This window comes from Halomonas sp. TD01 (assembly GCF_923868895.1).
GTDB lineage: Bacteria > Pseudomonadota > Gammaproteobacteria > Pseudomonadales > Halomonadaceae > Vreelandella.
Map to the genome: position 1 here is coordinate 2,980,877 of NZ_OV350343.1, position 24,277 is coordinate 3,005,153.

At 55.3% G+C, this 24,277-nt stretch carries 16 protein-coding genes and 1 pseudogene; 4 read left to right on the forward strand and 13 right to left on the reverse strand.

Annotation, left to right across the window (positions count from 1 at the left end):
- Positions 1-41: 41 nt before the first annotated feature.
- From ppc to rluF, 3 genes are all read left to right on the forward strand, one after another.
- Entirely contained in the window at positions 42-2,690 is a 2,649-nt protein-coding gene (gene ppc, locus L1X57_RS13355) for a phosphoenolpyruvate carboxylase (protein WP_009722094.1), read from the forward strand.
- A 64-nt stretch (positions 2,691-2,754) separates the two neighbouring features.
- On the forward strand, positions 2,755-3,300 hold the full coding sequence (locus L1X57_RS13360; protein WP_009722095.1) for a DUF924 family protein: 546 nt from the start codon (positions 2,755-2,757) through the stop codon (positions 3,298-3,300).
- A gap of 68 nt (positions 3,301-3,368) precedes the next feature.
- Positions 3,369-4,409: a 23S rRNA pseudouridine(2604) synthase RluF gene (rluF, locus tag L1X57_RS13365; RefSeq protein ID WP_009722096.1), complete on the forward strand. Its 1,041-nt coding sequence runs from the start codon at positions 3,369-3,371 to the stop codon at positions 4,407-4,409.
- Positions 4,410-4,478: 69 nt separating this feature from the next.
- Here rluF and L1X57_RS13370 read toward each other — a convergent pair whose 3' ends face one another.
- The 3 genes from L1X57_RS13370 to L1X57_RS13380 are packed head-to-tail and all read right to left on the reverse strand — an operon-like array spanning position 4,479 to position 6,855.
- The gene (locus tag L1X57_RS13370) at positions 4,479-5,138 is read right to left on the reverse strand and encodes an anthranilate synthase component II (RefSeq protein WP_009722097.1); all 660 of its coding nucleotides are present in this window, start codon (positions 5,136-5,138) and stop codon (positions 4,479-4,481) included.
- Positions 5,135-6,559, reverse strand: coding sequence for an anthranilate synthase component I family protein (locus tag L1X57_RS13375; RefSeq protein WP_009722098.1), 1,425 nt, complete (start codon positions 6,557-6,559; stop codon positions 5,135-5,137). The genes L1X57_RS13370 and L1X57_RS13375 overlap by 4 nt, the downstream gene beginning before the upstream one ends.
- A gap of 2 nt (positions 6,560-6,561) precedes the next feature.
- Positions 6,562-6,855 carry a Trp family transcriptional regulator gene (locus L1X57_RS13380; protein WP_009722099.1) on the reverse strand — a complete coding sequence of 98 codons (294 nt, stop codon included), beginning with the start codon at positions 6,853-6,855 and terminating at the stop codon, positions 6,562-6,564.
- Positions 6,856-6,973: 118 nt separating this feature from the next.
- On the opposite strand from L1X57_RS13380, the gene L1X57_RS13385 reads away from it, so the two are divergent.
- Positions 6,974-8,872, forward strand: a complete 1,899-nt coding sequence (locus L1X57_RS13385; RefSeq protein ID WP_009722100.1) for a monovalent cation:proton antiporter-2 (CPA2) family protein — start codon at positions 6,974-6,976, stop codon at positions 8,870-8,872.
- A gap of 406 nt (positions 8,873-9,278) precedes the next feature.
- On the opposite strand, the gene L1X57_RS13390 is transcribed toward L1X57_RS13385, so the two are convergent.
- From L1X57_RS13390 to L1X57_RS13435, 10 genes and pseudogenes are all read right to left on the reverse strand, one after another.
- Positions 9,279-9,491 (reverse strand): hypothetical protein, encoded by a 213-nt coding sequence (locus tag L1X57_RS13390; protein ID WP_009722102.1) that lies wholly within the window; start codon positions 9,489-9,491, stop codon positions 9,279-9,281.
- Complete coding sequence (locus L1X57_RS13395) at positions 9,488-13,372, reverse strand: RHS repeat-associated core domain-containing protein (RefSeq protein WP_234668058.1); 3,885 nt, start codon at positions 13,370-13,372, stop codon at positions 9,488-9,490. The genes L1X57_RS13390 and L1X57_RS13395 overlap by 4 nt, the downstream gene beginning before the upstream one ends.
- A 63-nt stretch (positions 13,373-13,435) precedes the next feature.
- Positions 13,436-15,388: pseudogene (locus L1X57_RS13400) on the reverse strand (type VI secretion system Vgr family protein); the annotation flags it as partial.
- A 212-nt stretch (positions 15,389-15,600) separates the two neighbouring features.
- Positions 15,601-16,170 (reverse strand): hypothetical protein, encoded by a 570-nt coding sequence (locus L1X57_RS13405; RefSeq protein ID WP_009724557.1) that lies wholly within the window; start codon positions 16,168-16,170, stop codon positions 15,601-15,603.
- A gap of 44 nt (positions 16,171-16,214) precedes the next feature.
- Positions 16,215-17,039: a class I SAM-dependent methyltransferase gene (locus L1X57_RS13410; RefSeq protein ID WP_009724558.1), complete on the reverse strand. Its 825-nt coding sequence runs from the start codon at positions 17,037-17,039 to the stop codon at positions 16,215-16,217.
- Between the two features lie 61 nt (positions 17,040-17,100).
- On the reverse strand, positions 17,101-18,804 hold the full coding sequence (locus L1X57_RS13415) for an AMP-binding protein (protein ID WP_009724559.1): 1,704 nt from the start codon (positions 18,802-18,804) through the stop codon (positions 17,101-17,103).
- Between the two features lie 66 nt (positions 18,805-18,870).
- A complete protein-coding gene (locus tag L1X57_RS13420) occupies positions 18,871-19,776 on the reverse strand; it encodes a hydroxymethylglutaryl-CoA lyase (protein WP_009724560.1) in 906 nt (301 codons plus the stop codon).
- Between the two features lie 10 nt (positions 19,777-19,786).
- Positions 19,787-21,826 (reverse strand): acetyl/propionyl/methylcrotonyl-CoA carboxylase subunit alpha, encoded by a 2,040-nt coding sequence (locus L1X57_RS13425; protein ID WP_009724561.1) that lies wholly within the window; start codon positions 21,824-21,826, stop codon positions 19,787-19,789.
- Entirely contained in the window at positions 21,823-22,656 is an 834-nt protein-coding gene (locus L1X57_RS13430) for an enoyl-CoA hydratase/isomerase family protein (protein WP_009724562.1), read from the reverse strand. Before L1X57_RS13430 ends, L1X57_RS13425 begins: the two co-directional genes overlap by 4 nt.
- 11 nt (positions 22,657-22,667) lie before the next feature.
- Complete coding sequence (locus tag L1X57_RS13435; protein WP_009724563.1) at positions 22,668-24,275, reverse strand: carboxyl transferase domain-containing protein; 1,608 nt, start codon at positions 24,273-24,275, stop codon at positions 22,668-22,670.
- Between the last annotated feature and the right edge of the window lie 2 nt (positions 24,276-24,277).

A 24,277-nucleotide genomic window follows, 5' to 3' on the forward strand; every position in this document is an offset into this window, starting at 1 on the left:
ATTTTTAACAACTAATGCGACCCCGCAAGGAGGCCATGCCAATGAGTCACGACCTACACGAATCGCTACGTGATAACGTGCGTATTCTCGGTGATAGCCTGGGCCGTACGATTGCTGATGATTTAGGCCAGTCATTTGTTGATAAAATTGAAACGATTCGTGCCCATGCCAAGCGGGGACGCCAGGGCGATTCATTGCAGCAGCGAGAGCTCATTGAGTATCTACGCCAGTTGCCCGAACGCGACCTACTGCCAGTTACTCGCGCATTTAACCAGTTTTTAAACCTTGCCAATATTGCTGAACAGCACTATCGGGCGCGCTTTCGCCGGGTGGAAGACTACAAGCCAGGCTCCCAACCAGTGCTTGGTGAACTGCTAAGCCGTGCACAGCAGGCAGGTAATTCACCCCGTAAATTAGTAGAAACCCTAGCTAGTATGCGCGTTGAGCTAGTGCTGACTGCCCACCCTACAGAAGTTATCCGCCGCACGTTGATTCAAAAATACGATGCTATCGACGAATGCCTGACCGCGATTGAAAGCTCTGAAGACTATCCAGAGCGTGGCACTCGCGCCCAGGGGCGCTTGGAAGAGTTGATCAGTCAGGCGTGGCATACCGATGAGATTCGTCATGAACGGCCAACCCCCGTTGATGAAGCCAAATGGGGCTTCGCGGTTATCGAAAACTCCTTATGGCAGGCAGTGCCAGACTTCCATCGCGATTTGGATAATTTATTACTCGATACTGCCGGAGAGCGTTTGCCGCTAGATGCCGCGCCTATTCGCTACGCTTCCTGGATGGGCGGTGACCGAGATGGCAATCCAAATGTCACCGCTCGGGTGACGCGAGAGGTGCTCTTATTGGGCCGATGGATGGCCGCCGATCTCTATTTACGCGACCTTGAACAGCTGAAAACCGAGCTTTCAATGTGGAAAGCTAACAGCGCTTTGAAGGCAGAGGTAGGAGAAGTTGCCGAGCCTTACCGTGAGCTGCTCAAGCGTCTGCTGAATAAAATGGAAGCCACACGCGACTGGGCAAAAGCAGAGCTGGATGGCCGTAACTATGACGGCGGACCAATTATTGAAACCCGCGACCAACTCTACGCGCCGCTACTGGCATGCTACCGCTCACTGTGTGATGTCGGGCTGGATACCATCGCCAACGGTGCGCTGCTTGACACCTTGCGTCGCGTAGCGGTGTTCGGTGTCACGCTGACCAAGCTTGACCTGCGCCAGGAGGCCAGTCGCCATGCCCAGGTAATGGAAGAACTCACCAGTGCACTGGGCTTGGGGCACTATCAGGACTGGAACGAAGCTCAGCGCCAAGAGTTCCTGCTCGCTGAGCTAGAATCAAGGCGGCCGCTAATCCCACGCCGTTGGGAGTGTTCGGCAGAATCCCGCGAAGTGCTCGATACCTTCAAAGTGATTGCTCAAGAGCATGCTGAAGCGTTGGGTACTTATATTATCTCCATGGCTGCCGAGCCTTCGGACGTATTAACCGTTGCGCTGTTGATGAAAGAAGTTGGGGGCCAAGTCACGCTGCCCATCGCACCGCTGTTTGAAACCCTGAACGACCTTGACCATGCGGGCGATGTTATCGATCAATTGCTGGCGCTACCGGGTTACCGCGCTCTGGCGAAAGACCGTCAAGAAGTCATGATTGGCTATTCAGACTCGGCTAAAGACGCCGGGCAGCTTGCTGCTGCCTGGGCACAGTACCGTGCCCAAGAGTCGTTAGTCGATGTATGTGACAAACATGGCGTAGATTTAACGCTTTTCCATGGCCGAGGTGGCACGGTTGGTCGTGGTGGCGGCCCTGCGCATGCGGCGATTCTTTCCCAGCCGCCGGGTTCGGTGAATGGCAGCCTACGAGTGACAGAGCAAGGCGAGATGATTCGCTTTAAGTTTGGTCAGCCAGATATCGCACTGCGCTCTATGGAAATTTACGCTTGTGCGGTCATGGAAGCGACGCTATTGCCACCGCCCGCACCTGAGCCTCAGTGGCGTGAAGAGATGGACCAGCTAGCGAAAGTAGCCCATGCAGCCTATGTTGGCGTAGTGCGGGAAGACCCCGATTTTGTCCCGTATTTCCGTGCTGTCACGCCGGAAGGCGCATTGGGTAGGCTGCCGCTCGGCTCTCGGCCAACCAAGCGTCGCCAGGATGGTGGCGTGGAAACCTTACGAGCGATTCCGTGGATTTTTGCCTGGACGCAGATTCGCTTGATGCTACCTGCTTGGTTGGGCAGTGGTGAGGCGTTCTCGCGACGCCTAGAGCAGCCAGGTGGCCGGGAAGTGCTGCAAGAAATGCGCAGTCAGTGGCCTTTCTTTGGCACCTATCTCGATATGTTAGAGATGCTGTTGGCCAAAGCGGACGTAGCGATTGCAGCTTACTATGAGCACCGCCTAGTCGATGAGCCTTCACTGAAAGCGCTGGGTCAGAAGCTACGTGAGCGTTTTGAACGGCTTGAAAACGTCGTGTTGGATATCCTTCAGCAAGAGAAGCTGCTTGAAAACACACCGCTGATTCGCCAAGCGATTGATGTGCGTAACCCCTACATCGACCCGCTTCATGGCTTGCAAGCGGAACTTCTACAGCGTAATCGGGATGCCGATGGCGCCATTAGCGCAGATCTCTCCCGTGCGCTTATGGTGACCATGGCCGGTATTGCAGCAGGTTTACGCAATACGGGCTAAGAAAAGCGTGCGCCGTCACTACGTGTGACGGCGTCGTCATCACCTTACTAGGAATGGGGGCGCGATGATAAAGGATGCTCAGTCAGTACTATCGTTTTGGTTTAATGAATTGACACCAGCGCAGTGGTTTAAAAAAGACACGTCGATGGATCAGCAGATTACTCAGCGGTTTGGCCCTCTGCTGAGCAAAGCAGCTGCCTGTGAATGTTATGAGTGGCGCAGTACTGCTCGAGGGCGGCTGGCTGAAATTATTGTGCTGGATCAGTTTTCTCGAAATATCTACCGTGACCACCCGCAAGCCTTCGCCAGTGATGCGTTAGCCTTAGCGCTTGCACAGGAAGCTGTTGCATTAGCGGTCGATAACGAACTGGCTCCCGTCGAGCGTAGTTTTTTATACATGCCTTATATGCACAGTGAGTCTGCCGCTATTCATAAGGTGGCAATGCAGCTGTTTGATCAGCCTGGGTTAGAGAACAACTTGGATTTCGAGATTCGTCACAAAGCGATCATTGACCGCTTTGGTCGTTATCCCCACCGAAACGAAGTGTTGGGCCGAGTATCTACGCCAGCAGAGAGCGAGTTTCTTAAACAGCCTGGGTCCGGCTTCTAGTTGGATCTTTAACGTTAGCTTTTGAATTTTGCTTAATTACTTCACCACACTTTTGCCTATGGCGTTTTATGTCGTTACGAAAATCTACCCGCATCAATAAATACATCAGCGAAAGCGGTTTGTGTTCTCGCCGAGAGGCTGACCGCTATGTTGAACAAGGCAACGTTTGGATTAATGGGCGTCGGGCAACGACAGGCGACCAAGTGGTGCCGGGTGATCGGGTTAAGGTCAACGGTCAGGACATTGAGCCTCAGGAAGAAGAGGATTTAGTACTTATTGCGCTAAATAAGCCGGTGGGGATTGTCAGTACTACCGAGTCCAGCGAAAAAGACAATATTGTTGAATTCGTGAAACACGGCACGCGCATCTTTCCTATCGGGCGGCTGGATAAAGACTCACAAGGACTTATCTTTCTGACCAATAACGGCGACTTGGTTAATAAAATCCTGCGCGCCAATAATAATCACGAAAAAGAGTATGTGGTAACGGTCAATAAGCCGATTACCGATGAGTTTGTTGCAGGCATGCAAAAGGGTGTGCCGATCCTGGGGCAGGTGACTAAAAAGTGTAAAGTGACCAAAGCGTCGACGTTTGTGTTCACTATTACGCTGGTGCAAGGGCTGAACCGCCAGATTCGCCGTATGTGCGAGTACTTTGGCTACGAGGTCACTCAGCTTGTTCGCACACGAATAATGAATGTTTCCCTGCAAGGGTTGGCCCTGGGTGACTGGCGGGATTTAACCCCTAAAGAGATAGATACCATTGTCGCGCTGACGGAACGCTCAGAGGCAGTGCCTGACAAGAGCCAGTCCGCACGGCCTGATTACAGTTCGGGGGCAGGCGCTAACAAACCTAAAAAAACAGCTGCGAAGGGGCGCCAGAAACCGGCTAAGCCGGGTGCTAAAGCGGTTGGGAGCAAACCGCCATCCAAGGGTAAAAAAGCCGCCAGCGGTAAAGTGCGTACTGGCCCAAAGGCCAGAGCGTCGGGTAAACCACACCCACACCCCAAGGCCAAAGCTGCTGGCGCGGGTAAGCCTAGCGCAAAAGGCAAAGCTGGGGCTAAGCCAGTTGGTAAAGGCCGTGTTGGTCGTGCGAAAGGGAAACGTTAGATAGAAAGGCGGGCACCAGGAGCGCCCGCCTTTAGAGCCGAAACTATTGCATACCTACAAGCTGATGGATCAGGCAAATAAGAAGTTAGCAATCAGTTCTTTGCCACCTTCAGTAGCAAACGATTCGGGGTGAAACTGAATGCCGTGAATGGGGTAATCACGGTGCTTTACGCCCATCAGTTCAAACTCATCTACTGTTTGCCAGTGGCTGCGTTGCTCAAACTTGTCAGCATCTAGTGCGCCTACTGTTGCGGTCACTTCCAAGCAGTCGGGCAGGGTGAGAGCGTCTGCAATCAATGAGTGATAGCGCATCACCTCAAGCTGGTCGGGTACGCCATTAAATACCGAGCGATTGTTGTGGTTGATCGGACTAATTTTGCCGTGCATCGGCAGTGGTGCTTTCACTACCTTACCGCCAAAGACGTGCACAATGCCCTGCATGCCAAGGCACACGCCCAATAGTGGCGTGGTTTTGCCTAACTTCTCGATGACTTCGGCACATACGCCGAAATAGCGCGGATCATCCGGCGAGCCAGGGCCAGGAGAGATTATAATGCGATCAGGCGCCATGGCTTCGATCGCTTTGAAATCGATTTGGTTATTGCGCTTAACAATAATCTCGAAATGGGGCAACTCGCCGCGGTTCTTCTCCGTGGTCAAGATCTCACCAATAAATTGATACAGGTTATAGGTGAAGGAGTCGTAGTTGTCGATAATTAGCACCTTCATGCTTGGCTCTCCATGTCCATATCCGCGCTCATAAAAGGGGCAAGGGCTTTACGGGTGCCAGCAAATTTGCGGCGAATTTCTTCGTATTCATCCTCGGCGTTGCTATCAAACACGTTGCCGCCACAAGTTTGCACGTAAGCGCTTTCACCATTTACAAAGACCGTACGAATGGGAATCGCAAAGGTGCAGTCGCCGTTAAAAGAGAACTGTCCAACCGCGCCGCCGTAAGGGCCACGACCGTCAATTTCTAAATCATCAATGATTTTCATTGCTTCGATTTTTGGCGCACCCGTCAGCGTGCCCGCAGGGAAGTTGCTGGCGAGGGAGGTAAACATATCTTCGCCCTCGGCAATAATGCCGACAATTTCACTGGAGATATGTTGCACGTGGCTAAAGCGCTTGATGTCCATTAGGCTACGTACTTTCACCGTGCCAAATTGTGCCACCCGACCAATATCATTGCGGTGTAGATCCACAATCATATTGTGCTCGGCAATCTCTTTAGGATCGTTGAGTAGCGCACGAGCTAACTGCGTGTCTTCTTGAGGGGTTTTGCCACGAGTGGTGGTGCCTGCCAGCGGGAAGGTCTCCATCTCGCCCTGGCGTAGCCTGAACAGAAGTTCCGGGCTTGCGCCAATCAGCTTTTGCTCACCGAATTTCACGTAGTACATCTGTGGCGACGGGTTAATGGTGCGCAACTGATCGTAGAGCGCCAACGTATCGCCTTTAATACTAAAGCGCTTTTTAAAGCCGACTTCGCACTGGAAAACCTTACCGTCGATGATGTCCTGCTTCACCTTGGCTACCGCTTCGGCGTGCTCTTCGCGGCTCATGGTGTCGCCCTGCGAGGTGATATGCAACGAGCCAGGGGGTAAATCATCAGCGTCGATCAAGGTTTGCAGAAACTCGTACCGGCTGTTGTCGTAATAAAAATAGGTCACTTCCCCGGTCATTTTGTCGAGAATCAAACCGTCTTTATAAAGACCAAACCGAAACGTGTCGAAATCGTCGCTAGCTTTCAACGTTAACGAAGGCTCAAAGTATTGCATAGCGTCATAACCAAGATAACCGCTTAGCCCACCCGCATACTTACGAGAAATAATATTCTGCGGGATCAAGCTGCGCAGCAGCTCATAAGGGTTATCGCTTGGATAGTGGTTTGCATTACCGTCACGATCTTCAATGGTCAGCGTGCTGCCATTGGCGTAAAGCGTGTATTCCGGATCAAAGCCAATAATGGAGTGGCGTGCCATATGGCTATCTTCACCCAGTGATTCCAGCATGTAGCAGGTATCAAATTGGCGTTCAATTTTTTGAAACAGTGCAAAAAAGTCACAGTCCGCCGCCAGGGTGACGTAGTGAGGCTTGCGCGGCAGCGTAAAAGGCTGTGGACCTGATGAAGTAGGCGTAGTCGTCGTCATGATTAATCGGTCCGTGAAGTGGGTGACGATATCGAAGTGGGTAACGTTGAAGTGGGTAATGCAGTTAAGGCGCGTGAGCCGCGGGAAACCGTGGCAATACCAACGCCCAGAGTTTCGGCAATTTTGCGGTGGGGGACACCTTCACGCAAAAGCTTAAAAATCTGTAGGCGCTTGCTGATTTCTTGGTACTCTGCGGGCGTTAACAGGCTGGCTAGTGCCTCGTTCATTGCCTCTGGCGAGTCAATGGCAAGCAAATAGCGTATTAAATCAGCCTGATGGTCATCATAAAATGACATAGAGTGAGGCCACCGTATTGCCACTAAAATAAGTGAATAAAATGCTGTACTAGCGTACTAGTACGGTATCTTATTGCTCAGCGAAGTCAAGCCGTTTGTGTCAATTTGAGGAAACCCAATGACTGGCTACTTTATTCAAGCGTTTATCTACCTTATCGCAGCGGTGATTGCCGTTCCCCTTGCCAAGCGGTTTGGACTTGGTTCGGTGCTGGGTTATCTGGTCGCAGGGGTAATGATTGGACCTGTGCTGGGACTGGTAGGCCAGGAGACCACAACAATTCAGCACTTTGCTGAGTTCGGCGTTGTGATGATGCTGTTTCTAGTCGGTATGGAGCTTGACCCAAAAGGGTTGTGGGCCATGAGGGTGAGATTGATAGGGATGGGTGGTTTACAGGTGCTGATAACCGCCGCTGCAGGTACCGCTATTGCCTGGTGGCTAGGGCTTGTTTGGCAAACATCTTTAGCCATAGGCTTGATTTTTGCGCTCTCCTCAACGGCGATTGTGCTGCAAACCTTAAACGAAAAAGGGCTCACGAAAACAGAAGGCGGGCGCAGTGCATTTTCGGTGCTGCTATTTCAGGACATCGCGGTGATTCTGATGTTGGCGTTGATTCCGCTATTGGCGCTGCCCGAGCTAATGGGAGAAGGTGGCAATTATGCTGAACATGGCAGTCTTAGCCTTGTCGAGGGTATGTCTGCATGGCTCCACGGACTGGTGGTGGTTGGGGCTATCGGTATCGTGATTATTGGTGGGCATTACCTTGGCCCTATACTGTTTCGCTATGTGGTTTCTTCAGGTTTGAGAGAAGTGTTTACGGCTGCCGCATTAATGCTAGTGATTGGCATTGCTGCGTTGATGGGGATTGTCAATTTATCCCCTGCGCTTGGTGCGTTTCTAGCCGGTATCGTACTCGCTAACAGCGAATTCAAACATGAAATTGAAGCCAATATTGAGCCGTTTAAGGGGCTCCTGTTGGGCCTGTTTTTTATCACGGTAGGGGCAGGGATAAACTTTCAGGTATTTGCCGAGCAGTGGTCAACGGTAGTAGCCCTCGTAATCGCCGTTATTCTTGTAAAAGGCATCGTTTTGTTTGGTTTGGCATTACTGTTTCGTGTTCGAAGCAGTAATGGCTGGCTGTTCACGTTAAGCCTTGCCCAGGCAGGGGAATTTGGATTTGTGCTGTTAACTTACAGCGTGCAGAGCAACGTTATTCCTGTTGATGTATCGCAATTACTTTCGCTGGTTGTCGCGTTTTCCATGTTTGTAACGCCGCTGTTGTTTATTGCCTATGACCGCTTAGTGTTGCCGCGCTACCAAACAGCTGAAAACGACATGCGCGATGCCGATAAGATCGAAGAACAAGCGCCGGTGATTATCGCCGGTGTTGGTCGTTTTGGGCAGGTTGTTTGCCGTCTGCTAAGGGCAAATAATATTCCCATCGTGGCCTTGGATCTCGAGATTAAGCAAATTGAACTCCTTCGCCATATTCGTATTAAGAGCTACTTTGGCGATGCCAGTCGTTCAGACCTTTTAGAAACCGCGGGTATTGCACATGCGCGAGTGATGGTGGTGGCGATTGATGATCGCGAGCGGGCTGTTGATATGGTGAAGCACGTAAAGCATTACTATCCCAACGTTTGGGTATTGGCGCGTGCATTTGATCGTGGTCATGGATATCAGCTTCGCGAAGCGGGCGCTGACGATGTGACCAGAGAGGTTTATCACTCTGCACTAGAGCTGGGCGGACATACGTTAACGGCAATGGGTGTACATCCCATGCGTGCTAAGCAGATGACCGACTCTTTTGAGCAGCACGAAAATGCCCATGAAGATGAGCTGTTTGAAGCCTGGAAAGAAATTGAGGAAGGTATTAACTTTAGCCCGCGTTATGGCGAACTGTTTATGAAACTGGAAGAAGCGCTGAGTACGTCCATGCAGCACGGCTGGGATGAGCTAAATCAAACAGAAGAGCCTGTATGGACGCCACCTGAACAGGCATCTGAAGGGAGCCGCTAAAACGGCAGGTGCAGAGAGGCGCTTAGCATATTGAGATGGCTAAGGGCGCTATCTATTGAGGTAGTGTTGCTCACCGGCGCTGTGGGGGCTGCGCAATGCGATGTGATCCAACTGGCCCGTGGCGGTGTAGCCACGCTCTAAGATCAGTGGCTGGGTGTGATCGCCGCTGTTTACGCTTCGCTTAGGCGGCGCTGGGTCTCGCGGTGCAGGGCATCGGGTTCGAGGGCGATCTCCAGGTTGAGGTCGGGGGCGCTGAGACCGTGCAGGTGGCCGCTGCCGTAGGTGTACCTAAGTTTGATGTGATTGAGTCATAGTGAATAGCGCTGATTGTGATTGCCCTGCAACCGCCAAGGAATACAGCACAGTGCCCCCCTGGCGGATTGTGACCTGGCACTATGTCCTCATCTTACTTCTTTAGCCTATGTTTTTTTAAAAACTTGAGTATATAAGAGATCAAAATCCATCCACCGACGGCTAGCACTGCAGCAGCTGGGATTACCCGCTCATCTCCTAACGTCATTCCTTTTATTTTTCCGCTTACCAGCACACTCACACCCAAAGTAATAAATAAAATTCCAAGGGAAAAATTAGCTATATCATTCCATTTTTTATTTTTCATCGCCCCCACTCCTCTGGACTAAACTCTTGACCAAAGACATAGCCAAAAGCACCAGATTTATTTGGTGTCGGAGGCCCAGGCAGAGCACTTCCAATAAAGTCTAAGGCAACTCCTTGCACAGCCGGACTAGCAATGGCAGTTGCCGCTCCTGGCGATACGGTCGCAACACTGCAGACGGCCTTAAGGCTGAGCTGATTAGCACTTGCGGCGACAGCACTGCTCGCTCCTGCTGCCACTTTTGCGGCCCCCGGCGCGGCAGCGCCTGCCATGGGCATGCCTAAGGCTCCTGCTGCCGCTGGCAGCGTAATATCATTTCTCGAAGCGCCCTGAAAGACTAACGCATCCCGCATTTGTGGGTCTTTAGCAAAGGCTGACATGCTGGAGGGGAAGAGTGCGCCTATACCGGGACGGTAATCACCTCCTGTCATTACTTGCCCCATAGGCTCTGGTGACGGCAGTGGTATATTCGCACCGTGTTTTTCTAATGCCTGAGGACCGTAGGCGCCGCTTACGCTATTAAACCCAGCCCCAAACAACCCCAACGGATCCACCATGCCTGTCGGATTGGTGACGTAGCCATACAAGTTTGTGCCGCCCCTTAACCCAATCGGATCCTGGCTGATATAACGCCCCTGCTCGGGGTCGTAGTAGCGGTGTCGGTTGTAGTACAGGCCACTCTCTTCGTCGTGCCACTGGCCTTGGAAGCGGATCGGTTGGGTGACGCCACGCACGGCGCGTTGGTTGGTGACGGCCGCCCAGTCATCGGGCTCGGCGAGCCAGCGGGGCTGGCCGTTGGGGCTGAGCAGTTGCAGCGGGGTGCCCAGGGCGTCGGTGATATAGGCGCTGAGTTGCGTGTCTTGGTTGCCTTGCGGGTCTTGGGTTTCATCAATGCGTAGCATGGGAACAAAACTGCCCGGTTCGTAGACCACCGTGGTGCGTTGGTGGTTGGTCTCTTCCCGTACGATGCGGTCGCCGTCCCAGCCGTAGTGGGTGGTGGCGGTGGTGCCATCGGTGTGGCTCACGGTTTTGTTGATGCGGCGGCCCAGGGCGTCGTAGCGGTAGCTGGCGTGGCGGGTATAGCCCAGTTTGCTGATGTGGGTCAGTTGCACCAGCCGGTTGGCGCCGTCGTAACCCAAGGTGAGGCGCTCGCCGTCGGGGTGTTCGCGATGGATCAGATTGCCTGCGCCGTCGTAGCGGTAGCGGGTGCCGTTAAGCTGGGCGAGCTGGTTGGTGGCATTAGGTGTGGAGCTGCTCGCGGCACTGCGGTTACCGGCGGCATCCACCGGGTAGCGGTGGGCATCGTGGCCGTGCTGGCTGCCGATTAAGCGCCCGGCCTTGTCGTAGTTATACGCAATGGTCGGGCTGGTTTGGCCTTGCCCTTGTGAATGCTGCTGGGTGCGGAAGGTCATTCTGCCCAGGGCGTCGTATTGGTAGTGTTGCTCACCGGCGCTGTGGGGGCTGCGCAATGCGAGGTGATCCACCTGGCCCGTGGCGGTATAGCCACGCTCTAAGATCAGCGGCTGGGTGTGATCGCCGGTACTAACGCCGGTACTGAGGCTCAGGCGGCGCTGGGTCTCGCGGTGCAGGGCATCGGGTTCGAGGGCGATCTCCAGGTGGAGGTCGGGGGCGCTGAGACCGTGCAGGTGGCCGCTGCCGTAGGTGTGCCAGTTAAGGGCCGGTAACTCGCCGAACTGGCTGGCCTGGGGCGCGCCGGTAGCAGTGAGTGTGTGCTGGTGTTGCCAGCTCCACGCCGTGTGTTCGTTGGTGGCGCCTTCGAGGCTGGCATGGCGTTGCTGTTCGCCGATCATCCGTTGGGCGTGGTCGTAGCGGAACGTGACTTCGCTGTGGTCGTTGGTGACGCTGTCCAGTTGCCCATGGGTGCCCCAGTGGTAGTGTTCACTGCTGGCGGGGGCGTGCTCGGTGGCGGGCAAGTGGCGGGTGATAAGACGCCCGGCGTTATCGTAGTCGTACCGCGTCACTAGTGGCTGGCCGTCAGGGCCGGGGCGGTTGGCTTCCACTCGCTCGATCAGTTGCCCGGCGTCGTCGTAGCGGTACTGCTGTTCCCGGCCATCGGGGCCGGTCTCGCTGGCGAGACGGTCCATGGTGTCATAGGTAAAGCGGTACACCGCGCCGTTGCCCAGAGTGAGTTCACTGAGTCGCCCAGCGTCATCGTAGGCGGTGTGCTGCTGACTGCCGTCGGCCTCGATGCGCTGCACCGGACGGCCGTGGTCATCATAGAAGATCTGTTGCCGGAACCCGTGGGGCCCTTCCAACTCGACCAGCCGCCCTTGAGGGTCCACATGGTGGTGCCAGTAATGTCCGTCGGGGAGTTGGGTGGCGACTCGCTGGCCGCGTTCGTCGTGCTGGGTGCGAGTCGTCTCGTTCAGGGCGTTGGTGACACTGGCCAGATAGCCGTGGCGGTCGTAGGTGACGGTGGTACGTTGCTGGGAGCAGTCGGTCTGGGCGGTGATTTGGCCCAGGGCGTTGTACTCGCGCTGGTGGGTGGCCCCAACCGCATCCGTCAGCGTGGTGGGCCGGTCAGGAAGTGACGCGTTCTCATAGGCGAAGGCGGTGGTGCCTTCTGGCCCAGTGACAGAGATAGGATGACCACGGTCATTGCGTTTGATCTGCCAGCGCTGATCGTCGGGGCCGTCGAGGCGCATCGGCTGTCCCAGGGCATCCCGTTCGATGGTCCAGCGGCTGCCATCCGGGGTGGTCTGGCCGACCACCTGGCCGTGGTCGTCGCGCTCGATCAGCGTCTCACGCCCTAGCGAATCAATCGTGGCCACCTTACGCCCGGCACGGTCGTAGCGGAACTCGATGCGTGAGCCGTCGGCGCGGGTGTGGGCTGTCCAGCGTTTGCCGGGGCCGCTGCCCACAAAGTGGAAGCGCTCTTCGCGGCCCAGGCTGTCGGTGACCAGGGTGTGATCCACCTCGTAGCGGTACGACCGCGCCAGGCCGCCGGCTTCCTGTTGACCGATCACGCGGCCATCCGGGGCATGACGATCCCAGGTGTAGTGGGCTTCTATCCCCCCGGGGACGCGATGAGCCGTCAACATATGGGTGTCCCACTCGAACTCGCGCATCACCTCACCGTGGCGGTGGCGCACGGCGATCAAGTCACCGACGGAGTTAAACGAGTAACGGACTAACCAGTCGTCCTGGGCGCTGCCGTCGTGGTCCTGGATCAGCTTGACGCCGGTTAAGCGCAGCCCAGCGTCATCAGGCTGGGCGGGAAGGACACGGTCATAGACCAACTGATAGTGACGCTGGGCACTGTCGATCACCCGTACCAGCAGGTCTGCTTCCCAGTGGTACTGGGTGGTATAGCCGTTGCGGTCGCGCTCTTCAATCAGCGGCCAGCGGGCGGTGTCGGTGTCGGTTGTTTCCTCCTGCTCTACGGTGGAAGGTGCAAACACATAATAGAGGCCGCTGGCATCGCTGAGCACAATATGCTCAGGATCACTTCGCAGCGTTTCGTCTAACGCTTGCCAGCGAGACGCGTTGCTCTCTTCATCGACTGAGGCACCCCCACGGCGTATCCATAGCTGCTCGGTGGGCGAGTGGCGCGCCTGACCGGGGGCCAGTGAGCCAAAGGTAATCTCGCGCCCCTGTGCGTCGTGGATAATACAAGCATCCGCGTTGAGGGTGATCGACAGACTCTCCCCAGGCAACGACCAGCCTTGGCCAAGCGCGCCGATGTGCGCATTGCTGGAGAGGTAGCCGCGGCTAAACACCCAGGGCCGTGGCGCCGGTAGCGCAAAATCGGTCTCGGCGGGCAGCAGCTTGGCGCCGAGCAGCGGGTTGACCGGGCTGCCCACCGCAGGCTCGCAGGCGCTGCACTGGTCGGCCAGACCATCGGCGATGTCGATATCCTCCATCGCGAGCGGCGTGGCGGCGATAATATCGCTGACCAGCAGCGGGGTTTGGTGCGGTTCTAGGGTGACGTACTCACTGGCTTCCGAGGCGGCTTCACCCGGTAACCGCGGCAGCACAATGGCGTGGCCGCGGCCACGACCGGGGCTGCCGCCGGAGTTGATCTTGACCATGGCGCCGACGATGGTCACGCCGCCGCTGTCCAGCTTGATAAAGCTGCCGCCCGCGTTAAGGGTAATTTCATTGCCCGCATCCAACACGATCTGGCTGCCCGCTTTGTGGTGCAGTTCACGGCCTGCCTCGACCAACTGCGCCTCGCCGTAGTGTTCATGGCGGGTGTCATCGACCTGGAGGTGATCATCGCCTTTGATCAGGGCGTGGCGTTTGCCGTGTACCGTCAGGTGATCATCGTGGTGGATCTCGCTGAGGCGGTCGTGGTGAACGGTGAGGTGGCTATGTCGGCGGATTTCTTCGGTGCGGTCGTTGAGGGTCAGCAATTCCAGGTCTTTTTGGGCGTGGAGCCAGATCTGCTCTTGATCGGTTTTGTCGTCAAAGCGCAGTTCGTTAAAGCCACTGCCTTGGTGGCTCTGGGTGCGCAATACCGTGCGGGTCTTATGTTCCGGCAGCGGGTACGGGGGCCGGTTCACCGCGTGGTAGGTGCGGCCAGTAACCAGTGGTTGATCCGGGTCGCCTTCTAAAAACGAGACAATAACCTCATGGCCGATCCGCGGTATTGCCATGCTGCCATAGCCGCCGCCTGCCCAGCCTTGGGCAACCCGTACCCAGCAACTGGCGGTCTCGTTGGGTTCGGCGTAGCGGTCCCAGGGAAATTGCACTTTAACGCGGCCATGTTCGTCGCAGTAGATCTCTTCGCCCTCTGGCCCGACCACGAACGCCACCTGAGGGCCATCGACTCGGGGCTTGGGGGCGGGCGTCGGGCGAAAGGGTTGATCCCGCGGCATGATTACCACCTCGTTGTGGTAGCGGGTCATGCCGTCACCCCCTGCGGCATCTTCTTCCAGGGCCTGGGGCTGTTCCCCGTAGTGCACCACCGAGACCACTTGCCATTCCTGGTTCAAGCTTTCCGTGTCGTGCTCGGTGAGGGTAAAGCACAGGCCGGGGGCCAGTTCAGGTAAGTCACTCTCCGCCTCGGCGGTGGTAGCATCAGCGCGCAGCGCTTCCAGGCGGTGGCGGGTAAACGGCTTGCCGGAGGCGTCTTTTTTATAGCGCCCTGGGTAATCGAAGTGTTCGTAATCCTCCCGCTGGGCATGTGCTTCCAGGTCGCGAGCCTCATGCTGGTGGCGCTGTGCATAGGCGGGGTTCTTAAAGCTGTAATCCTTGAGCGTGACCGAGGCAGGGCGCACACGGCTGACCTGACGCAGCTTGCGCAGGTGGCGCTGGGGCGGTGTACCGCCCGCACGGCCGTGGTAGGTGCGCTCGCCGACGTTGGGCAGAATCACGGCGGCATCGGCAAATACCAAACGGTGTTGACCGCCATCCGCATTCTCAAACTCGTGAAAGTAGAAATAACCCTCTTCGGCAGCTAAGCGCTCAATAAAGGCCAGATCGGTCTCGCGGTACTGAACCAGAAACTCACGCTCGGCGGGCTCACGGAAGGCAGACACGCCCATATCGGTAAGCCCACGCTCGTTGGCCAGGGTGGTGATGGCATCAAACGGCGCGATGTCTTGAAAGATACGCGAGTTGTGACGCAGCGACAGCCGCCACAGGGCGGGGCGAATCTCGACACGATAAAAGCTGCGGCGGTGACCGCGATCACCGCGATGAAACTCACTGACGATGCCATGCACGCGGCGCAGCGGCTCGCCATCCTGCCAGATCGTCAGCGTGGCATTCTGATCCAAACAATCAGAGGGCGACAGGTCATGGGTACGGCTGGCAAATTCCACCGAGAGCACAAACGGCTCTGACAGCGCCTCGCGGTGGATAAAACGCACCACCGCCGTGTCCCTCGCTCCGGGTAGCGAGAGGGTGAATTGTAGGCCCGTTCCCTGTGCCATCGTGCCGCTCCTTGGATCATTACTGAAAAAGTCAGAATCGTCCAAAGTAGCGTGTTAAGCACAAACTGCAATCGCTAAAGGTGCTTTTAAACAATCGTTTACGGTCTTGTAGGCAATGGCTTACAAGGTGTAGGAGATCTCTTACAAAAAGAGGTGAAAAGCCAAGCAGAAGTTTTAAATAAGGATAAATTAATAACAGTGAACAGTTTGAGTTAGAACGGCAGGTGCAGGGAGGCGCTTAACATATTGAGGTGGCTGAGGGTGGGGGCATCGATGCGTTCGTACTCTACGCGGCTTACCAAACGATTGATGGTCATGGTGGCACCAAAGCCTTGCAGGAAGGCGGTGCCGCCGTCGTCAGCTAATGGTTGATCGGTTTCGCCACGCCACTCGGTGAGGCCAGACTTGGCGTAAACGCTGAAGGCTCCCATTCGCACGCCAGCTACGATCGCTCCGCCCAGGCTGAGAGTATCCATGATAAGAGGGTCAACACTGGAAGAGATGGGAACTTCTTCACTTTCGCGGTAGGCAATCTCAGCGCCAATATCCAACTGTGGTAGCTGCCATGGACTAAAGCCGGCCGTAAAACGAAAGCCAGTGGTGTAGCTATCGAGGCTGCTTAAGTCGCTGCCTTCTAGAACAACACCGTTGCGCAGGGACATGAGCTCGCTGTTTGGAGACGCATAGGCGAGGTCGGTATCTCCACCGCTGGCAAAACAGTTCAGTAACGGCAGCATTGAGCCAGCAAAGCTACAAATCAGGGTGCTTGCCAAGCGTTTCATTGGCGTTCCTCGTGTCCCTTGGTAAGGAAGTTATCTTAATCAGCCTAGCAACAGGCGCTGATTTCTACCACGTTAATTGCGTTATTTGATAAATTTTCTAGCAGGTTTTTACCCATTTTTAAAAAGCGCTTGCCAAATACCCATTGCGGAGAGAGCACGGCGACAGTATTGGTCTGCTCTTTCTGGCGTTGCCGCTGACGCCACTCAAGCGCAGTGCTGCTCCAATCTTCACTGTGCTGAATCTGAAAGCTGTTTGCTGTCAGCAAGTCCGTCAATTCTGCCATCGAAAGTAAGTGTGAATGCTCTGGCGATGCTGCCCAAGGAACCGGGTAGCGCAATTCGGCGATATTTTTACCACTAACGACTTCATGCATGACAAGCTTGCCACCTGGGCGGAGCACACGTCGGCTTTCGGCAATAACCTGGGCGGGGTCGGGCATATTTATCAGGCTGTGCTGAAATAGCACTGCATCAAATGTGCTCTCTGGAAAGGGTAACGCGCAGGCATCTCCGGTAACCCAGCTAAGTGACGAATTTGCCGGAGAAGCCGATAAGTTAGTCAGCGCCTGGTTAAGTACGTTAAAGCGGTGGGTGATATCTAAACCGGTAAGTTGAAAACCTAGCGCTGCCCCTTGGCGCATTAATCCGCCTAAGCCTGAGCCTATATCAAGCACTTTCGTATGTTGCGAAGGATCAAGCAGGTTAAGCAGCTTTTTAGAGGCGGTAATACCACCGATATGTAGCTGGTCTAGCGGGGCAAGTTGGTGAAGCGTCGGGCCATCAGGGTAGTGGGTGCGAATTTGGCTAAGGATATCGTCATCGCGTAACCCTTGGTGGTAGTGCTCGGCTAGCCGCTGGTGAGTGGACATGTCGGTGTCTCAATGTCATACAGAAATTAACGCCGACCATGGGCCGGCGTTAATTAAAGGGTTATTTTTGATCCTCAAGCCCAAGCTCTTGGATAGAAATTTCGCGCATTTTAAATTTCTGAATTTTACCGGTTACCGTCATTGGGAACTCATCAACAAATTTAAAGTAACGGGGAATCTTAAAGTGAGTGATTTTGCCTTTGCAGTACTCCCGCAGGTCTTCTCCAGTGACGTCTCCTGCGCTGCTGTTGAGCTTCACCCAGGCAATTAATTCTTCGCCATACTTCTTATCCGGAACACCGGTGACCTGTACTTCTGAAATCGCAGGGTGGGCGTATAAAAACTCCTCAATCTCTTTAGGATATACATTCTCACCGCCGCGAATCACCATGTCTTTAATACGGCCAACGATCTGGATGTAACCTTCCTCGTCCATGGTGGCAAGGTCGCCCGTATGCATCCAGCCAGCTTCGTCAATGGCCTCAGTCGTGGCTTTGTCATTGTTCCAGTACTTGAGCATCACACTGTAGCCACGGGTGCATAGCTCGCCAATTTCACCACGGGGCAGAATGCCTCCGTTGCCAGGATCGACGATCTTGCTTTCCAGGTGGGGTTGGGTGCGGCCAACGGTGGAAACGCGCTTTTCAATGGTGTCGTTAGCGCCGGTTTGGGTGGAAACCGGGCTGGTTTCTGTCATGCCGTAGGCGATCTGTACGCCTTTCATGTTCATCTTTTCGATGACCTGCTTCATGATTTCTGCAGGACAAATAGAACCCGCCATAATGCCGGTGCGCAGCGAAGAAAAGTCGGTAGTGGCAAAGTCAGGATGCTCTAGCTCGGCGATGAACATGGTGGGTACGCCGTACAGCGCGGTGGCTTTTTGCTCGTGTACCGCTTTTAGCACTTTACCGGGATCAAACCCTTCATCTGGATAAATCATGGCTGCGCCGTGGGTCATGCAGCCCAGGTTGCCCATGACCATGCCAAAGCAGTGGTAGAGCGGCACGGGAATGACCAAGCGGTCTTCGCTGGTAAAGCCCATGCTTTCGGCAACGAAGAAGCCATTGTTGAGAATGTTGTGGTGAGAGAGCGTCGCGCCTTTCGGAAAGCCCGTTGTGCCCGAGGTGTACTGAATATTGATCGGATCATCAAACTGCAGCGTGGCTTGTAGGTCATCGACATCCGTCTGGCTGACCTTATTGGCTTCCTGAATGAAGTCTTCCCAACGCCACATGCCATGATGCTTGTCACTGCTCAGGTTGATGATGCACTCAAGATCAGGCAGCTTTTGTGCTTTTAGCTGACCCTCCGCGCTGTTGTTTAGCTCAGGCGCGAGTTCAAACAGCATGGCGGTGTAATCAGAGCTTTTGAATTGATTGGCGGTAATCAGAAAGCGCGCGCCGGATTGATTGAGCGCGTAGTCCAACTCATGGGTGCGGTAGGAAGGGTTAATATTTACCAGAATCGCGCCAATCTTGGCGGTGGCAAACTGGGTCAGGGTCCATTCGTAGCAGTTAGGTGCCCAGATGGCGACTCGGTCGCCTTTTTTAACACCAATGGCCAACAGTGCGCGGGCACAGCGGTTAACTTCTTCCTGAAGCTGGCGATAACTCCAGTGAATGTTCTGATGAAGGGCGATCAGCGCGTCGTTTTCGGGATACTGTGCGGCGATTTGGTCAAATTTATCGCCAATGGTCATGCCCAGCAGCGGTTTATCTGCGGTGCTGCTGGTGTAGCTAGGTAGGGTGTGTGCAGGTGATGCCATGGGTGTCTCTCCGAACTGTTTTTTTTGTCTCAACGGGAAGAAAGCAGTTGGCCTCTATATTTATTATTAACTAACCGTGCTTTTGGCCAACGCGACTTTAGAGCTGGGCTTGCGGCCGAGTTGCCGAGTGATCCAGACGCCAGTATCAATGACTGCCTGGAGGTCTATGCCCGTGTTAATGCCCAGCCCCTCCAGCAGGTAAAGTACGTCTTCGGTTGCCACATTGCCGGATGCACCTTTGGCATAGGGGCAGCCACCAAGTCCTGCAGTCGCTGCGTCAATCACGCTCACGCCTTCTTCCATTACGGCATACAAGTTAGCTAGCGCCATGCCATAGGTATCGTGGAAATGAGCAGCTAAATGCTCGATGGGCACCTGCTGGCGGGCAGCCTCAATCATCCGCTTAGCGGCTAGCGGCGTGCCGACACCGATGGTGTCACCTAGGGAGATTTCATAGCAGCCCATCTCATACAGTGCTTTTGCTACCTCGGCGACTTTTTGCGGCGAAATGTCCCCTTCATAGGGGCAGCCCAGTACGCAGGACACATAGCCACGCACCCGCACACCTGCTTCATTGGCTCGCGCAAGCACTGGCTCAAAGCGCGTCAGCGACTCAGCAATCGAGCAGTTGATGTTTTTCTGAGAAAACGCCTCAGAAGCGGCGCCAAATACCGCTACTTCTTCAACGCCGGCTGCCAGTGCTCCTTCCAAGCCTTTCAGGTTAGGCGTTAACGCCGAATAAACCACGCCGGGTTTGCGGGCAATACCGCGCATTACCTCGCTGGCATCACCCATTTGTGGTACCCATTTTGGCGAGACAAAGCTGGCGGCCTCAATATGGGTCAGGCCAGCATTCGCCAGCCGTTCGATCAGTTCGATTTTGGTGGCGGTGGGCACCAGGGTGCCCGGTTCGTTTTGAAGGCCATCGCGGGGGGCCATTTCAAACAGTTTAATAGACGTAGGCAGCGCCATCGGTTAGCTCCTATTCGCTGGGGGCAAAGTCGAGTAGCACGTCACCTTGACTCACGGTATCGCCCGACTGGAAGTGGAACGTCTCCACGCTACCATAGGCAGGCGCCGTCATAGTGTGCTCCATCTTCATCGCCTCCATGACCATCAACGGCATGCCTTTTTCTACCGCCGCGCCAGGGGCTACCAGTAGTGCTACCACGGTGCCATTCATGGGGGCAGTCAGCGTTGATTCCGCTTCATGGTGACCGTGGTCAATGGCATCGATGCGTCGCCAGAAGAGGCGTGTTTCGCCACTGGGTTCAGCCATCACCACGATATGGCCATCGCGGCGTGCCTGTAGACGGCGGCGATGGCCGTTTAGCGTGACGGCCACGGCGTCGCCTGTCAGCGGTTGTAGGCTAGCGGTCAGCGTTTGATCACCGATGGTCAGATTCCAAAGTGATTCGCCGCTTTCGCGCTTACCTTCAACAATCACCACCGCTTCATCGCTGTCGGCTGCCTGGGCACTTGCCGGGTCACACAGCGCAATACGAATCGTATGTGGTGCATTCAAGCGGAAGCCGTCGTGGCGATCCCATGGGGAGTCGCTTTCGCATTCTTGAGCCAGTTGGTTCAGGCCGATAAGCGCGGCGCTGGCATAGGCTTCGGTAGAGTAGCTGCGCGGAGCAAACAGGGTGGCTTCATTGCGTTCGATAAAACGCGTGTCGAGCTCGACGTTTTTAAAACCAGGGTGATTTGCCAAGCGTTGTAGGAAGGCGCGGTTAGTCACCACGCCCTGCACATCCAGCGCCGCCAGGGCGCGGTTGAGAGTGGCTAGCGCCGCATCCCGGTCAGCGCCGTGAACAATCAGTTTGGCCAGCATAGGGTCGTAGTGCATGGAAACCACATCGCCGCTTTCTACGCCGCTGTCTAAACGTACCCGATCGCTATCTAAGTCAGCACCTTCTAAATCTAATGCGAAGCGAGTCAATAAGCCGGTAGCCGGCAGGAAGTCTTGTTCTGGGTCTTCGGCATACAGGCGTGCTTCAAAGCTATGGCCGGTAATGGTTAGCTCGTCTTGCGTGCAGGGGAGTGGTTCGCCCATCGCAACGCGCAGCTGCCATTCGACTAAATCCTGGCCGGTAATCATTTCAGTGACGGGGTGCTCAACCTGTAGGCGTGTGTTCATCTCCATAAAGTAGAACGAGCCGTCGGCGTCGAGCAGGAACTCCACGGTACCTGCACCCACATAGCCAATTTCTTTTGCCGCGCGAACGGCGGCGTCGCCCATCGCACTGCGCAGTTCTGGCGTCATGCCGGGAGCGGGGGCTTCTTCAATGACTTTTTGATGGCGGCGCTGAACGCTGCAATCCCGCTCGAATAAGTACACGCCATTGCCGTAGCGGTCGCAGAATACCTGTACTTCGACGTGACGAGGCTGCACCAAGTATTTCTCTATTAACATGCGGTCGTCGCCGAATGCGGCTTTGGATTCACGTCGGCAGCCATCAAGCGCTGCTTGAAAACCTTCGGCGCTTTCAACTACGCGCATGCCTTTACCACCGCCACCAGCGCTGGCTTTCAACATCACCGGATAACCGATTTTGTCGGCTTCGCTGCGCAGCAGCGCATCATCCTGATCGTCGCCATGATAGCCAGGTACCAGCGGCACGCCCGCATTGGCCATACGGGCTTTTGCGGCAGATTTGTCGCCCATCGCGGCAATTGCCGACGCTGGGGGGCCTACAAAGATGATGCCCGCTTGCTCAAGGGCTTTAACAAACCCACCGTTTTCTGAAAGAAAGCCGTAGCCGGGGTGAATGGCGCCAGTGCCGGTGCGCTTGGCTGCATCGATAACCGCATCGACATTAAGGTAACTTTCGCGGGCGGCAGCGGGGCCTAAACGCACTGCTTCATCGGCCTCGCGCACATGACGAGCCGTAGCATCGGCGTCTGAATAAACGGCAACCGTTTTCAGCCCCATACGTCGGGCGGTGCGCATCACGCGACAGGCAATTTCACCGCGGTTGGCCACTAACAACGTGTCGAATTTAGTAAGGTCAAGCGTCATGAGCGTGGCTCCGCAGCAGTGTTGGGTTCTTGAAGGCCAGACGGTTGCGTCCAGGCAGGGCGGCGCTTTTCAAAAAAGCTAGCTAAGCCCTCTTGACCCTCTTGGCTCACCCGCAGTTTGGAGATCACTTGGCAGGTGTGTTCTCGGGTGGCGTCACTGTCGGGTGCCTGAGCCACGCTTGCCAGCAGTGCTTTGGTTGCCCGTTGGGCTTGGGGAGAGCCACCCAGAAGGGTGTCGAGCATAGCGTCTACGGCGCCATCCAAGGCATCGTGTTCAACGACTTGGTGGGCTAAACCGAGTGCCATCGCTGTCGGTGCATCCATCACTTCAGCAGTGAGTGCATAACGACGCATTTGGCGCTCGCCAAGCGCGCGCTGCACATAGGGGCTAATCACCGCAGGCGATAAGCCAATTTTCACTTCCGACAGGCAAAATTTAGCTTTATCTGAAGCGATCACCAGGTCGCAACAGGCGGCAAGACCCACCGCGCCGCCAAAGGCGGCCCCCTGCACACGGCAAACCGTGGGGCAGGGCAAGGTATCTAGCCCATACATTAGTGCTGAGAGCTTACGAGAGTCCGCTAAGTTATTTTCCAGGTCGTAATCGACCATGCGCTTCATCCAGTTAAGGTCAGCGCCTGCAGAGAAGCTTTTACCTTCGGAGCCAAGTACCACTACCCGAACGTCGCCGGCGTTGGCTAGCGCATGCAATTCGTCTAGATGGGCGTTCAGTTCAGCGATCAGGCTGTCGTCAAAGGCGTTATGCACCTCTGGGCGGTTTAAAGTCAGGCGCGCCACGCCCTTTTCGATCAATAGCGTTGAGTAAGCCATAGTGTTCGCCCTTACATCCGGAACACGCCGAAGCGCGTCTCTTCTACTTCAGCATTCATGGCAGCGGCTAGAGAAAGCCCTAGTACATCGCGGGTCTGAAGTGGATCAATCACGCCATCGTCCCATAAGCGGGCGCTGGCATAGTAAGGATGGCCCTGGTGCTCATACTGATCACGGGTGGGCTGTTTGAAAGCCTCTTCTTCCTCTTTGGTCCACTCTCGGCCATCGCGATCGTACTGTTCACGTTTGACCTGAGAAAGTACCCCCGCCGCCTGCTCGCCACCCATGACTGAAATACGTGCATTGGGCCACATAAACAGCAGGTTAGGGTCATAGGCGCGGCCACACATACCGTAGTTGCCCGCGCCGAAGCTGCCGCCAATCAGAACGGTAAATTTTGGTACTTTGGCACATGCCACGGCGGTCACTAGCTTAGCGCCGTGCTTAGCGATGCCTTCATGCTCGTACTTGGAGCCGACCATGAAACCGGTGATATTTTGCAGGAACACCAACGGGATCTTGCGCTGGGCGCATAGCTCGATAAAGTGCGCACCTTTTACCGCGCTCTCTGAAAACAGCACGCCGTTGTTCGCCACAATACCAACCGGATAGCCGTGGATGTGCGCAAAGCCAGTGACCAAGGTGTCGCCGTAGTAACGTTTGAACTCATCAAAGTCAGAGCTATCGACAATCCGTCCAATCACTTCGCGAACATCGTAAGGTTTTTTAAGATCGGTGCCGACAATGCCGTAAAGTTCGCTGGGGTCGAGTTTGGGTGGCTTGGGTGCTTGCATGGCTAATTTGCCACGCTTTTGCCAATTTAAACGGGATACGCAAGCGCGCGCCAACTGCAGGGCGTGAGCATCGTTTTCAGCGTAGTGATCGGCCACGCCGCTCACTTTGGCGTGAACATCCGCACCGCCCAGATCTTCTGCACTAATGTTTTCGCCTGTTGCCGCTTTCACCAGTGGCGGACCACCCAGGAAAATCGTGCCCTGTTCTTTAACGATGATTGATTCATCCGCCATAGCGGGTACATAAGCGCCGCCAGCCGTACAGGAACCCATGACAACCGCTATTTGCGGAATGCCCTCTGCCGACATTGTGGCTTGGTTATAGAAGATGCGCCCGAAGTGATCGCGATCGGGGAACACTTCATCCTGACGGGGCAGGAAAGCGCCGCCTGAATCGACTAAATAGATGCACGGTAAACGGTGCTTGCGGGCGATTTCTTGGGCGCGCAGGTGCTTTTTCACCGTTAGCGGGAAATAAGTGCCGCCTTTTACTGTGGCATCGTTGGCCACAATCACGCACTCAACGCCAGATACCCGGCCAATGCCTGTCACCACGCCTGCCGCAGGTACGTCGCTATCGTAAACGTGATGGGCTGCCAGTGCGGAAAACTCTAAAAATGGCGAACCTTCGTCAATTAAGTGATCGATACGGTCACGCACAAAGAGCTTGCCGCGGCTCTCGTGGCGTTCACGGGCCTTGGGGCCGCCGCCTTGGGCGACGGCAGCGGTCAATTCTCGTAGCTTGGAAACTTCCCCCAGCATGGATGCGGCGTTGGTTTGAAAGACATCGCTGCGGGGATTGATCTGTGTAGAGAGTGTGCTCATGG